This window comes from Agromyces sp. NPDC058484 (assembly GCF_042720415.1).
GTDB lineage: Bacteria > Actinomycetota > Actinomycetes > Actinomycetales > Microbacteriaceae > Agromyces.
The window spans coordinates 40,404-54,210 of the sequence record NZ_JBHXMP010000004.1; the positions used below are offsets into that span (position 1 = coordinate 40,404).

A 13,807-nucleotide genomic window follows, 5' to 3' on the forward strand; every position below is an offset into this window, starting at 1 on the left:
GCTATCCCGAGTCGGGTCGCGCCCTCTCCTGCGCAGCCACGGCGGGGCAGGGGTGGAACCCGATGAGCTCGGCGAATTCGGCGAGCCCACTGTAACGCCCGCTCCGTGTGGTGGCTGATTGGTCCTGTCGGGCCTCCGACTCGCGCCCGCAGCCGGCGGCGACCTTGATGGCGGACGTGAACCGCGCCTCGCTCATGTTCGAGAGCGCCCAGCCGAGGGGCGGGACCACCGCCGGCGTCGAGGACGGCGCGATCACGACCGTTCCACCGGGCAGCATGCCGCCCGCCCGGATGAGCTCATCGAGTGCATCTCGACACTCGGCCGCCGCTGCTGAGTCGGGGCAGGCTGCGGGCATCGAGAGGGTGATGCGCTGGATCCATGCGTCCTCGGCGGTGAGGTTTCCTCGTGCGGCCCCGCCGGTGATCGGCACCAACGGCTCGGATTCGGCGCGGGCCACGTCGTCGGCGAGGTCGTAGCCCTGGGTGTTGCGCAGATAGATGAGCATCGGCATGAGCCACGCCTGGTGGTCTTGACGGTCGGCGTTCCTGTCCGCGATCATCGCCATCAACCGCGGTGCGGTGTCCGCCAGCGCGGCGAGCGAGGTGGGTTCGACGTAGCCGCCGTCGACGAACTGGGCGACGTCTTCGCCGTTGCACGGCGGGCCGGCCGGGAGGCCGCCCGTGGGGGTGATGATCGCGAAGCGCGCCGAGAGCATCGCGGCCGTGGACCAGTCCAGCGATGCGAGACAGTCGGTCGTCGGATCCGAGCCGCCCGATGCGGGGAGTTCCCGGAAGCCGAGCATCGAGGGCAGGCCGCCCACCGAGTCGCACGGTCCACCGACCGTCGTGGATCGGGCCCCCGAGTCGGCGGCCGAGATCGCGGCGGAGCTCTCGTCGGGCGAGGCGAGGATCGGCGCCTGGTCCACGAGCAGACGACACCTCGACACGACATCCGTCGAACTGAGCATGAGCATCCCCGTGAGCGGATCGATCTCGTCGGAGAACGCCGTGGAGAGGCCCGGGGCGGCGCGTTCCCACAGGGCTTCGACGAGCGCCGCCCGGTCGCGCCAGCGCCACCCCGAGTCGTCGGCGTGATTCGCCGCGTCGAGGTAGGACGGCATACGGATCCCGGTGCCGGCCGCGAAGGCGTCGCCGACCGCGAGCGCGAGCACGGCCGTGGAGACCACGTCGGGACCGGCAGTCGCCTTGGTCCGTTCGACGATGTCGACGGGGTTCTTGTAGTCCCGTGCGATCCACGCGTCATGCGGAGCGTCGTCGACGGTGCTCGCCACCGCGAGGCCGACTGAGCCCCCGCTGATCCCGCTCGAGACGAAACCCGAACGAACCGCGCACCTGCCGAAGGTCGCGAGCGCCGACGCCGTCCAGTAGGCAGCACGGATGCCTCCGCCCTCGGCGGCGATGAGGTACACCGGCCGCACCTTCACGCCTCCCTTCGTCGTGATGGTGCACCAATCCCTCTGCATGGCGCGAAGGCGCTCGTCGAGCGGGTCACCCTCGATGGCCTGCGCAGGACCCGTGTTCGACACCTGGACCGCGTGCAGCGTCTGGTCGGGTGCTGCCGAGGAGACGATCACATTGATCGCGAACGGCAACAGGATCCCGAGTGTGAGCACAGGTGCGGCTCGCAACCGCAGCCACCGGAACGGCGCGATGAGCTGGCGCGACTGCACGATGAGTGTGAACGAGCCGAACACCGTGACCCAGGCGCCGATCGCCAGGAGCGTGACGGCGACCCCTCCGAACACCCCGGCGAACTGCGACGGGAACAGCATCGCGCAGGTGAGGAAGGCCAGGGCGATCCCGAGGGTCCACCATTCGACGACATCCGCCCTGGAGACGCGCGAGTTCTCGTACTCGCGGTTCTTCGCCGTGAGAGGGGTCTTCGCCTCGGGGATGTCGCCCGCCACAGCCGAGATCTTCGCGTTGGGGTTCAGCGGACCCCAGTTCCGGGGCCCGATCTTGGGAAGGAGCCGCCAAGGCGCGAACACGGCGACAGCGACGCCGACGATGAGCACGAGGAACCAGGTGGCCGCATTCATGTCGCCTGATTCGGTCTTGAGTGCGAAGGGAACGACGTACGAGCGCACGATGCCGATCGCGCCGGCCACCAGCACGAGCACGGCCAGACTGTCGCCGACGATCCAGCTCGCCCGTGCGCGGCCGGGATCGAGGGGTGCCGGCGGCTTCGGATGGGCACGGACCCAGCCGTATCCGGCAGCCGCGAGGATCGGCACGGCTGCCGTGATGATCAACATCGTGATGAGCGTCGGCCAGTGGATGCCCGATCGGCCGCCGAACCGGAGGGTGAGCGCCGTTGCGATCACCAACGCTCCGACCAGCACCGCCGGGGCGAGGATCCATGGAGCCGCCGCCTGCCATCTCGAGTTGTCGACTCGGCGGCGCATGCCGAACGCCCGAGTCTCGACCATGAACCGCGTGCGGCGGCGCCCGAGCACGAACGTGGCGATCGCGGTCGCGAGCAGCACGACGACGGCCCAGAACAGGTGCCAACCGTTCCCGTCGGCCCACTGCCGCTGCACGTCCGGGAGTTGGTCGAGCAGATCCGCTGCGGGAATGCACGAGAGTACGACGATGACGAGGATGGCGAGCGTCGCCAGGCGATGGACCCACAGAGCCTGTCCGATGCGGGCGATACGATGCGCCACCGTGTGCCGGTACGCCCCGATCCGCAGGACCGCGATGAAGAAGACGACGAGCGCGAGGCATTTCACCGTCGTGAATACGGCCATCACCCAGCCGATCCAGCCCGCGACGGGCGCCTCGCCCGCCGAGACCGCCCATCCACCGAGGATCTGCCAGACGTCCTCACCGAACTCGGCCGCCGCGTAGACGAGCAGGACGACGGTCGGGACGCCCCGGTGTGCGCGGTCCACCATGTGCACGAGTCGCCAGAGGAGCGCGAACAGCGCAACGACCATCACGGCGTCGAGCAGGGCTGACGTGATGATCCACGAGCCGAGCTCGCGATGGAGGGACGCTCCAGCCCAAGCGGACCAGCTGTCGGTCTTCGACAGGGCGAGGGGCGAGAGCACGACGTTGAGCGAATGACTCCGGTTGTCCGAGCCGGGCACGCTTGCGATCAGCCGGTCGACCTCACCGAGCGCGACCGCGACGAGCGCCGCCACCGCCACCAGCGTCAGCCCGGAGCCGATTCTGCTCCACGAGCGGTCGGAGATGATGATCGGCCCGCCGGCTGCGGGTGCGCGCCGACGCATCAGGCCGAGCGAACCGCAGTGCACAGACATCCTCGCCCCCCAAGGATGATGAGCCGCCGCAGCGGCTGAACGAAGCATAGCGCCGTCGGGGCCGCGCCCGGAAGGAGCCGCGCACCCGGCCGGCGCCCGCGTCGGCTAGGATCGCCGTACAACCTCATACCGGGCCATCGACGCGTCGCGGGAGAGCCGGGCAGTTCTGGGGGCAGTGATCTGCCGACCAGTGCGGGCCGGCACCGAAGGAGCAAGCCTCCCTGCCAATCTCTCAGGTCACACACCGCGATGACGAGGCCGCTCTGAAAAGTGGATTCCGCACGCCGCGGGCTCCCGCCCACGGTGAAAGCGCGTCAGCCGCGTGAAACTCTCAGGCCCATGACAGAGGGGGAGTTCCCAAGCGGCTCCGCCGTGCGATTCGCGACAGTGCCGGCTTCACCAGCAGGCCAGTCTGGAGAACTCGTGACCAACGACCCCGGTACCACCAGCCCCGAGGCATCCGCCGACGACGCCACCGAGCGGCTGAGCCCGCTCGACGCGGTGCACCGCGCGGCGGGCGCCGCCTTCACCGACTTCGCCGGCTGGCAGATGCCCGTGCGTTACTCGAGCGACCTCGCCGAGCACCACGCCGTGCGCACGACGTCAGGCCTCTTCGATCTCTCGCACATGGGCGAAATAGCGTTGATCGGGCCGGGCGCCGCCGCAGCGCTCGACTACGCGCTCGCCGGCAAGCTCTCGGCGATCGAGATCGGCCAGGCGAAGTACTCCCTGCTCCTGGCGGCCGACGGCGGCATCATCGACGACCTCGTCGTGTACCGCACCGGCGACGACCGCTACATGGTCGTCGCGAACGCGTCGAACGCGCGCGTCGTCGCCGACGAGCTGCGCACGCGCGCGACCGGGTTCGACACGATCGTCTCCGACGAGAGCGACGACATCGCCCTCATCGCGCTGCAGGGCCCCGACGCGCGCGCCGTGCTCCTCGAGATTCCGGGCTTCGGCGTCGCCGGCCCCGGCAACGACGCCGAGGACTTCGACGCGAAGCTCGAGGCACTCAAGTACTACCGCGCCTTCGCGGCCGCCTTCGAGGGCGAGCCCGTGCTCGTCGCGCGCACCGGCTACACCGGCGAAGACGGCTTCGAGCTCTACATCGCCCCCGATCGCGCCCGCCGCCTGTGGGAGGCGATCGTCGAGACGGGCGGTCCGCGCGTGGTCCCCGCCGGCCTCGCGAGCCGCGACACACTGCGCCTCGAGGCGGGCATGCCGCTCTACGGCCACGAGCTGAGCCGCGACATCCTGCCCGTGCAGGCGGGCCTCGGCCGTGTGGTCGCGCTCTCGAAGGAGGGCGACTTCGTCGGTCGTTCCGCGATCGAGCAGGGCCCCGCGGCGGATGCCCCCGTGCTCGTCGGCCTCGCCGCGCAGGGTCGTCGCGCCGCCCGCGCCGACTACGAGGTCTACGACGGCGAGGGCGCGGATGCGGCGCGCGTCGGCGTGGTGACGAGCGGGGCGCTCTCGCCCACGCTGGGTCATCCCGTGGCGATGGCGTTCGTCGCACCGGATGCCGCGGAGACCGGCCGGGTGCTCTACGTCGACGTTCGCGGCACGCGCGTCGCGGCATCCGTCGTTCCGCTTCCGTTCTACAAGCGCACCACCTGACCCAGGAGAATCCGATGACCGAACAGACCGACCTCCAGTACACCGAAGAGCACGAGTGGCTGCGCGTCGAGGGCGACACCGTCACCGTCGGCATCACCGCGTACGCCGCCGAGAAGCTCGGCGACGTCGTCTACGTCGACCTGCCCGCTGCCGGCACGACGATCACGTCGGGCAGCGTCGTCGGCGAGATCGAGTCCACGAAGTCGGTCGGCGAACTCTTCGCCCCGGTGGACGGCGAGGTCGTCGAGTCGAACCAGGCCGTGATCGACTCGCCCGAGCTGGTGAACAGCGACCCGTTCGGCGAGGGCTGGCTCATCAGGATCACGGCGGCCGAGCTGCCGAAGCTCCTCAGCCACGACGAGTACCGCGCCCTGGTCGGCGAGTAAGGAACCGAATTGAGCACCACCTCCTCGGCGTTCGGCGCCGACGCATTCGCACGCCGCCACATCGGCACGACCGAGGGCGATCACTCGCGCATGCTCGCCGAGCTCGGCTACGAGTCCCTCGACGACCTCATGGCCGCCGCCGTGCCAAGGTCGATCCGCATGGGGGAGGTGCTGGACTCCGTCATCCCTCCCGCCGCGACCGAGCGCGAGGCGATCGCCGAGCTCGCGGCACTGGCCGGGCAGAACACGGTGCGCACCTCGATGATCGGACTCGGCTACTCGGGCACCATCACGCCCGCAGTGATCCAACGCAACGTGCTCGAGAATCCGAGCTGGTACACCGCCTACACGCCCTACCAGCCCGAGATCTCGCAGGGCCGGCTCGAGGCGCTCATCAACTTCCAGACCATGGTCGAAGACCTCACCGGGCTCGAGATCGCGAACGCGTCGATGCTCGACGAGGGAACCGCGGTCGTCGAGGGGATGCTCCTCGCCCGCCGCGTCTCGAAGTCAGCGTCGAACCGCTTCATCGTCGACGCCGACGCCCTGCCGCAGACGCGGGCGCTCCTCGAGTCGCGCGCGGAGGCGGTGGGCATCGAGCTCGTCGAACTCCCGCTCGCCGAGCTCGTCGACGCGAGCGGATCGGAGCTCCCTTCGACCCTTCGACAGGCTCAGGCCACCGCGAGCTCAGGGAGCGATGCCATCGCCGCCGTCGGCGACCACTTCGGGCTCTTCGTGCAGTACCCGGGCGCCTCGGGCCGCGTGTGGAACCCGGCATCCGTCATCGCGGCGTCGAAGGCGCAGGGCGCCCTCGCCGTGGTGGCCGCCGACCTGCTCGCGACGGCCGTGCTGACGAGCCCGGGCGAGCTCGGCGCGGACGTCGCGGTCGGAACCACGCAGCGCTTCGGCGTGCCGATGGGATTCGGCGGACCGCACGCCGGCTACATGGCCGTGCGCAAGGGCCTCGAGCGGCAGATGCCGGGCCGGCTCGTCGGCGTCTCGCAGGATGCCGCCGGCCACCCCGCCTACCGGCTCAGCCTGCAGGCGCGCGAGCAGCACATCCGCCGCGAGAAGGCGACGTCGAACATCTGCACCGCACAGGTGCTCCTCGCCGTCATGGCGGCGATGTACGCGGTGTATCACGGGCCCCGCGGCATCCGTCACATCGCGACGCAGGTCGCCGGCAAGGCGAAGCTGCTCGCCGGCCGGCTGGCCGAGAGCGAGCAGCGGATCGTGCACGACGCGTTCTTCGACACGATCCGGGTGAACGTGCCGGGCCGTGCAGGCGAGATCGTCGGACGCGCCCGCGAGCTCGGCATCGACCTCTGGAAGGTGGACGACGGGACCGTGCAGGTCGCGGTCGATGAGACGACGACCGAGGCGGAGCTCTCGCTGGTGGCTGAGGCGTTCGGGGTGCCGCATCCGCTCGCTGAGCCTGCCGAAGCGGGCCCTTCGGCAGGCTCCCTTCGACAGGCTCAGGGACCGAACCCGACGGCGATCCCGGCCGAGTTGCGCCGCACCAGTTCGTACCTCGAGCACCCCGTGTTCAACACGCACCAGTCCGAGACGCAGATGATGCGATACCTGAAGACGCTCGCCGACCGCGACTACGCGCTCGACCGGGGCATGATCCCGCTCGGCTCCTGCACGATGAAGCTCAACGCCGCCACCGAGATGCAGTCGGTGACGTGGCCCGAGTTCGCGAACCTGCACCCGTTCGCGCCCGAGGCCGACGTCGTCGGCACGCTCGGACTCATCGAGCAGCTCGAGAGCTGGCTCGCCGAGGTCACGGGGTACGACACCGTGTCGTTGCAGCCGAACGCGGGGAGCCAGGGCGAGCTCGCCGGCCTCCTCGCGATCCGCGGCTACCACCGCGCGAACGGCGACGACGACCGCGACCTCTGCCTCATCCCCTCGAGCGCACATGGCACCAATGCAGCATCCGCGGTACTCGCAGGCATGCGCGTCGTCGTCGTCGCCACCGACGAGCTCGGCAACGTCGACCTCGACGACCTGCGCGCGAAGATCGCCGAGCATCGCGACCGCATCGCCGCCCTGATGATGACCTACCCGTCGACCCACGGCGTCTACGAGCACGACGTGAAGGAGGTCACGCGGGCGGTGCACGACGCCGGCGGCCAGGTCTACATCGACGGGGCGAACCTCAACGCGCTGCTCGGCTACGCGCGGTTCGGCGACTTCGGCGGCGACGTCTCGCATCTGAACCTGCACAAGACGTTCTGCATCCCGCACGGCGGCGGCGGGCCGGGTGTCGGCCCCGTCGCGGCGAAGGCGCACCTCGCACCGTTCCTGCCGGGGCATCCGCTCGCCCAGCGCGCCGGCCACTCGGGCGGCGTCACGCACGACGGCCCACCCGTGTCGGCAGCGCCCTACGGCAGCCCGTCGATCCTGCCGATCTCCTGGGCGTACGTGCGCATGATGGGCTCCGAGGGACTGAAGCAGGCGACCGCGACGGCCGTGCTGGCCGCGAACTACGTCGCCGCGCGCCTGCGCGAGCACTACCCGGTGCTGTACACAGGCGACAACGCGCTCGTGGCGCACGAGTGCATCCTCGACCTGCGTCCGCTCACCGCGGCGACCGGGGTGACCGTCGACGACGTCGCGAAGCGGCTCATCGACTACGGCTTCCACGCGCCGACCATGTCGTTCCCGGTCGCCGGCACGCTCATGGTCGAGCCGACCGAGTCGGAGGACCTGGCCGAGCTCGACCGGTTCATCGAGGCGATGATCGCGATCAAGGCCGAGGCCGACGCGGCCGGCCGCGGCGAGTGGCCGGCCGACGACAACCCGCTGCGGAACGCCCCGCATACGGCCGAGTCGGTCATCGCGGGAGAGTGGACTCACCCTTACACCCGCGAGCAGGCCGTGTACCCGGTGCACTCCCTCGTGCGCAACAAGTACTGGGCGCCGGTGCGTCGCATCGACCAGGCGTACGGCGACCGCAACCTCGTATGTGCGTGCCCTCCGGTGGAGGCGTTCGCGTAGCGATGCTCCTTCCTTCGCCTTCCGCGACGAGATGCTGAGTAGCGCACTCGGGAGAGTCCGACTTCTCGCTTTGGGGAAGTCCGACTTCTCGCTTGGGGGAGTCCGACTTCTCGCTTGGGGGAGTCCGACTTCTCGCTTGGGGGAGTTCGACTTCTCGGGAGACATGCCAGTTCCGCCTCATCGATGAGGGGGAACTGGCATATCGGTTGTGGAAAGGTCGCCCGCTGGCGTCTCGGGAGTGGGGTTGGGCAGCGTCTCGGAAGCGGGGCCCGTCGCGAGCGGGTGCGCCGCGATCGGTGCGCAGGCGCGGAGCCCTCACCCCAAGAGCCCACCCCACACGGCGCGGGCACCCGAATCCCCGATGAGCACGATCATCACGACGGTGCCGACCCCGACGACGACGGATGCCACGGTCAGCGCGATCACGACGGCCCGTGCCGCCGCGGGCCGGTCGCGGCGCACGCGCGCGTCGCCGTAGCGGAACCACGCCCACTGCGCCGCTGCTACGACGAAGAGCGCGATCGCCCACGGCAGGAGCATCTCACCGAGCATCCGGTGCCGCTCGACGGCAGGGATCGGCCCGATCACCTCGGCGAGCGACAGCCCGGCCGCGACGGTCACCGGCACGAGCACGAGCACGGCGAGTGCGGCGAGCGGCGTGACGATGCCGAGCCGTCGTCGCGCCGCCGGCCAGAACGCGCCGAGGAGCAGGGCGAGTACCGTGAGCGGTGTGAGCACGACTGTGGCGTGCACGATGAGCGGGTGGAGGGGAAGTCCGGCGACGTCCATGATGAGGACACGACGCAGCCGTCCGCTCGGTTCACTAGGCGCCCGATCTGAACCATTCGTGCGGTCGTCTCGTTGTGATGGGCAGGAGGTGACGGATGCCGCCCCATGACGACGCCCGGCTCGTCGCGCTGTACGACGCCCACGCCCCGTCGGTGTGGCGCTACGTCGTGCACCTCACGGGCGACCCGGCGGGCGCCGACGACATCGTGCAGGAGACGCTGCTGCGTGCGTGGCGGAGCCCGCGCATCCTCGCCCAGGAGCCGGCGTCGACGCGGTCGTGGATGTTCACCGTCGCGCGCAACCTCGTGATCGACGAGGCGCGCAGCGCGCGTCGCCGCCACGAGATCGGCGTCGCCGAGACGCCCGAGCGCGCACAGGCCGACGGCGCCGACGCCCTCTTCGAGAGCCTGCTCATCGAGGAGGCGCTCGCGGGGCTCGACCTCGAGCACCGCGCCGCTGGCCGTACGCCCTGTACGTCGTCGACCGTGACGGCAACCGCAGCGAGGTCTCGAGCTGGCGGGCGAGTCCCGGGGCGTCGGCGAGGCTCGAGGCGGGCACCGCCCTGGAGCTCGGCGACATCGCGTCGCTCGAGATCCGCTCGGTCGGCAGCGGCGACGTGCTGCTGGCGGGCAGCGCCGGCTGACCGGCGGTGAACCTTTCGGGCGTGCGTCTCGTGTTCCGTTCGACCGCCGTACGCGGTCCGAGCACGAGACGAGCAGGAGAGAGGTTCAACCATGAAGCTTCGCATCATCAGCGGACTCGCCGTCGCAGCCCTCGCGGTCGCACTGACCGGCTGCACCGGCCCCGCGGCGGAGGAGCCCGAGGAGCCCGCCGACGGCGGCACGTCGGTGGAGACCGAGGCGCCCGACACCGGCTCGATGGAGACGGACGCGCTGCTCACGACCGCCGACTCCGATCTCGGCGAGATCGTCGTCGACGGCGAGGGGATGACCGTCTACATGTTCGACAGCGACACCCAGGGTGGCGATGCGAGCACGTGCGAGGGGCAGTGCGCGACGAACTGGCCCGCCGTGACGGCTGATTCCGACGACCCGGCCGTCGAGGGCGTGACGGGGGAGATCGGCACGATCACCGGCGTCGACGGCGAGACCCAGGTCACCCTGAACGGCTGGCCGCTGTACTACTTCGCTGGCGACTCCGCCGCCGGCGACACCAATGGACAGGGCGTCGGCGGCGTGTGGTGGGTGCTGACGCCGGCCGGCGAGAAGATCGGCGGCTGACGTTCAGGCGCGCGCGGGGCGCGGTGCGGCGTGGCGGCCGCGCTCGGTGTACTCCCGGCGGCCGGATGCCTCGACGGCGGCCGTGCGGCGTTCGACGACGCGGCGTTCGGCATCGCGGATCTCGGCCTCGGTCGTGGTGAAGCGGTGTTCGGTCCTGCGGGCGGCGAGTCCTCCGGCGGCGATGGCGTGTGCGAGATCCATGGTTCCGTTCCTGAGTTCGGTCGGCCGGGATCGGCCGCGGTCGACACCATGCTCGCCATCCTCGCCGCCCGGCGGATCCGGGGCGCCCCGATCGGGCGCTCCGGGAGTACACTGAGGTTCACTCGCATCTGGGGGTGCGCATGATCTCCGCCGATCTCATCGCAGTACTCGGAACCATCGGGTTCGTGGGGCTCTTCGTCGGTGTCTCGACGCTCGCGGGCGCCGGCCTCGGACTCGAGAAGCGCGCCGGACTCCTCGAACGCCGAGACCCGGGCACCGCCGCGGCGCTGCGCCGGGCGCAGTTCATGAGCGACTTCCCGGGTGGGGGCGTCTTCGGCGATGAGGGGTTCACGGCCGTCTGCACGCCGAGTCGTCGCACCTGGCACGACATGGCCCGGGTGCGGTCGAGCGACTCCGACCTCCGCGTCGAGGCGCCTGAGGAGGCCCTGCCGCCGATGCCGGCGACCGTCGTCGCGCTGACGCGCGGCGAGCACGTGCCGCAGGCGCCGCGGCCGCGGCATCCGTCCCGCCCGACTCAGGCGGCAGGCGGCGCGAAGAGCCCGGGCCACCAGCCGACGGCGAGCGGGTAGCCCACGAACGACACGACGTCGAGGATCCAGTGCGCGATGACCAGCGGCATCGTGCGCCCCCAGCGCTGGTAGCACCAGCCGAAGACGATGCCCATCGCCGCGTTGCCGACGAATGGCCCGAACCCCTGGTACAGGTGATAGCTCCCGCGCAGCAGCGCGCTCGACACGATCGTCGCCCACGGCCCCACCCCGAGCTCCCTGAACCTCGTGAACAGGTAGCCGACGACGATGAGCTCTTCGCTGAGCGCTGCCTCGAGGGCGCGGAACAGGAGGATCGGCACCGTCCACCAGAACCAGTCGGCGGGTGAGGTCTGCACGGCCACGGTGACGCCGAGGGCACGCCCGATCGCGTACAGGGCGAGCCCCGGCACGCCGATGGCGGCGACGAGCAGCAGGCCGGATGCCGCGTCGCGACCCGGGCGCGTGAGGTCGAAGCCGATGCGCCGGAACGGGCTCCGGCCCGGCTGCCACAGCAGGTACAGCGCGAGCGCGACGGCGAAGAGCCCGAAGAACACGTCGAGGAACTGGTACGTGAAGTCGAGCCACTCGCGGCTCGAACGCGAGGGGTTCAGCGCGACGGTCTGGTCGCCGATGGCCCGCTCCTCGGTGAGCTTCGCGATGAGGGAGACGACCGAGTAGACGGCGGACGCCCCGAGCGAGAGCCCGAGCACGATCACGACCTCGAGTCGAAGTCGTCGTGCGGTCGGCATGCGGTCATCCTCGCATGTCGGCAACGGCACGCAAGAATGCTGCGTGCAATCTGTGGTTTCCGTCACCGCGCGCCTCGTCAGATTGCACGTCGGTAACGGTTTCCTCAGGGGTTTGCTCTTGGCGGAGCCCCTTCATAGTCTCGAAAGATCAGCGCACCTCGCGGCCAGGAGCCGTGCGGTCCTGCGCACATCTCTCACAGGAGGAACATTGAAGATCAAGAGAACGGGCGTTGCCGCCATTGCTCTTGCGGCTGCGGGGGCGCTCGCGCTCTCGGGCTGCACCGGCGGCGACGCCGGAACGTCCGGCGAGGCCGGAAGCTCCGCTGCGATCATCACGGCCAACAGCATCGAGCCGCAGAACCCGCTGGTTCCCACCAACACCAACGAGGTCGGCGGCGGTCTCATCGTCACGAACATCTTCGCGGGCCTGGTGTCGTACGACGCCGAGGGCAACGTGCAGAACGAGATGGCCGAGTCCATCGAGACGGAAGACAGCCAGACCTACACCATCACCCTCAAGGCCGACCAGAAGTTCACGAACGACGAGCCGGTGACCGCCGAGTCCTTCGTGAACGCGTGGAACTACGGCGCCGCCCTCGACAACGCCCAGCTGTCGAGCTACTTCTTCGAGCCGATCGAGGGATACAGCGCCGACGAGAACGTCGAGGAGATGTCGGGCCTCACGGTCGTCGACGACCTCACGTTCGAGGTCAAGTTGAGCCAGCCCGAGTCGGACTTCCCGCTGCGACTCGGCTACACGGCGTTCTCGCCGCTGCCCGAGGCGGCATTCGAGGACATCGAGGCGTTCGGTGAGAACCCGATCGGCAACGGCCCGTACATGCTCGAGGGCGAAGGCGCCTGGAAGCACAACGAGCGCATCGACCTCGTGGTGAACCCCGACTACGAGGGTCCCCGTGAACCGCAGAACGGCGGCCTCGACGTCATCCTCTACGCCACGACGGATGCCGCGTACGCCGACCTGCAGGGCGGCAACCTCGACGTGATCCAGGAGATCCCCGACAGCGCGCTCGAGACGTTCCAGGAGGAATTCGGCGACCGCTCGGTCAACCAGCCCGGTGCGGCGAACGCCACGATCACGATCCCGGCACGCCTGCCGCACTTCAGCGGTGAGGAGGGCAAGCTCCGCCGCGCCGCGATCTCGCACGCGATCGACCGTGAGGAGATCACCGATGTGATCTTCGCCGGCACGCGCAGCCCGATGCACGACTTCACGTCGCCGGTCCTGGCCGGCTACTCCGAGGACATCCCCGGCTCCGACGTGCTCGACTTCGACCCCGACCTTGCGAAGGACCTCTGGGCGCAGGCCGACGCGATCGCTCCGTGGACCGGTTCCTTCCAGCTCGCCTACAACGCCGACGGCCCCAACCAGGGCTGGGTCGACGCGGTGGCGAACCAGGTGAAGAACAACCTCGGCATCGACGCGGTCGGCACACCGGTGCCCACCTTCGCGGAGTTCCGCACGTCGATCACCTCCCGCGCGATCCAGACGCCCTTCCGTACCGGCTGGCAGTTCGACTACCCGTCGATGGTGAACGGTCTCGGGCCGATCTTCTACACCGGTGCCGGCTCGAACGACGGCGACTACTCGAACCCCGAGTTCGACAAGCTCATCGACGAGGGCCTCGGTGCTACCGACGTCGAGGCGGGCATCGCGAAGTTCCAGCAGGCGCAGGAGATCCTCTTCGAGGACCTTCCGGCCATCCCGCTCTGGTACACCAACACCATGGGCGCGTGGGGCGAGCAGGTCGACAACGTGGTGTTCGGCTGGGACACCGTTCCGCTCTACTACCAGATCACCAAGAGCGAGTAATTCTCGTTCCGGGGCGACTCGGGGTTAGACTCTGAGCGCCCGTGGGGCGGGGGGCGCAGACCGGGCCCCCCCCCACCCCCCACAGACCCCCGGGGGCCACCCCAACCGGGTCAAAAGAGTGTGGCAAAAACCCACAAAGAGGGTTGGTTG

The 13,807-nt window shown here is 69.9% G+C and carries 11 protein-coding genes and 1 riboswitch; of the genes, 7 read left to right on the top strand and 4 right to left on the bottom strand.

The window, feature by feature from the left end; all coding sequences use genetic code 11:
• Position 1: 1 nt before the first annotated feature.
• Positions 2-3,256, bottom strand: coding sequence for a hypothetical protein (locus ACFWN7_RS04745; protein ID WP_376937580.1), 3,255 nt, complete (start codon positions 3,254-3,256; stop codon positions 2-4).
• 168 nt (positions 3,257-3,424) lie between these two features.
• Positions 3,425-3,543, top strand: a riboswitch (glycine riboswitch).
• Between the two features lie 166 nt (positions 3,544-3,709).
• On the opposite strand from ACFWN7_RS04745, the gene gcvT reads away from it, so the two are divergent.
• The 3 genes from gcvT (at position 3,710) to gcvP (ending at position 8,295) form a co-directional block, all read left to right on the top strand.
• Positions 3,710-4,903 carry a glycine cleavage system aminomethyltransferase GcvT gene (gene gcvT / locus ACFWN7_RS04750; protein WP_376937581.1) on the top strand — a complete coding sequence of 398 codons (1,194 nt, stop codon included), beginning with the start codon at positions 3,710-3,712 and terminating at the stop codon, positions 4,901-4,903.
• Between the two features lie 14 nt (positions 4,904-4,917).
• Positions 4,918-5,289, top strand: a complete 372-nt coding sequence (gene gcvH, locus ACFWN7_RS04755; protein ID WP_376937582.1) for a glycine cleavage system protein GcvH — start codon at positions 4,918-4,920, stop codon at positions 5,287-5,289.
• Positions 5,290-5,379: 90 nt separating this feature from the next.
• Positions 5,380-8,295: an aminomethyl-transferring glycine dehydrogenase gene (gene gcvP, locus ACFWN7_RS04760; RefSeq protein WP_376937734.1), complete on the top strand. Its 2,916-nt coding sequence runs from the start codon at positions 5,380-5,382 to the stop codon at positions 8,293-8,295.
• A gap of 315 nt (positions 8,296-8,610) precedes the next feature.
• Here the strand turns inward: gcvP and ACFWN7_RS04765 are convergent, their stop codons facing one another.
• On the bottom strand, positions 8,611-9,084 hold the full coding sequence (locus ACFWN7_RS04765; protein ID WP_376937583.1) for a DUF2231 domain-containing protein: 474 nt from the start codon (positions 9,082-9,084) through the stop codon (positions 8,611-8,613).
• A 95-nt stretch (positions 9,085-9,179) separates the two neighbouring features.
• On the opposite strand from ACFWN7_RS04765, the gene ACFWN7_RS04770 reads away from it, so the two are divergent.
• Positions 9,180-9,737, top strand: a complete 558-nt coding sequence (locus tag ACFWN7_RS04770; RefSeq protein ID WP_376937584.1) for a sigma-70 family RNA polymerase sigma factor — start codon at positions 9,180-9,182, stop codon at positions 9,735-9,737.
• 81 nt (positions 9,738-9,818) lie between these two features.
• Entirely contained in the window at positions 9,819-10,325 is a 507-nt protein-coding gene (locus tag ACFWN7_RS04775) for a hypothetical protein (protein ID WP_376937585.1), read from the top strand.
• A gap of 3 nt (positions 10,326-10,328) precedes the next feature.
• Here ACFWN7_RS04775 and ACFWN7_RS04780 read toward each other — a convergent pair whose 3' ends face one another.
• Complete coding sequence (locus ACFWN7_RS04780; RefSeq protein ID WP_376937586.1) at positions 10,329-10,526, bottom strand: hypothetical protein; 198 nt, start codon at positions 10,524-10,526, stop codon at positions 10,329-10,331.
• Between the two features lie 134 nt (positions 10,527-10,660).
• Here ACFWN7_RS04780 and ACFWN7_RS04785 point away from each other — a divergent pair, with 134 nt between their 5' ends.
• A complete protein-coding gene (locus ACFWN7_RS04785) occupies positions 10,661-11,116 on the top strand; it encodes a hypothetical protein (RefSeq protein WP_376937587.1) in 456 nt (151 codons plus the stop codon).
• On the opposite strand, the gene ACFWN7_RS04790 is transcribed toward ACFWN7_RS04785, so the two are convergent.
• Positions 11,062-11,826, bottom strand: coding sequence for a CPBP family intramembrane glutamic endopeptidase (locus ACFWN7_RS04790; RefSeq protein WP_376937588.1), 765 nt, complete (start codon positions 11,824-11,826; stop codon positions 11,062-11,064). The genes ACFWN7_RS04785 and ACFWN7_RS04790 overlap by 55 nt on opposite strands.
• 208 nt (positions 11,827-12,034) lie before the next feature.
• Here ACFWN7_RS04790 and ACFWN7_RS04795 point away from each other — a divergent pair, with 208 nt between their 5' ends.
• On the top strand, positions 12,035-13,657 hold the full coding sequence (locus ACFWN7_RS04795; RefSeq protein ID WP_376937589.1) for an ABC transporter substrate-binding protein: 1,623 nt from the start codon (positions 12,035-12,037) through the stop codon (positions 13,655-13,657).
• The last annotated feature ends 150 nt before the right edge of the window (positions 13,658-13,807 follow it).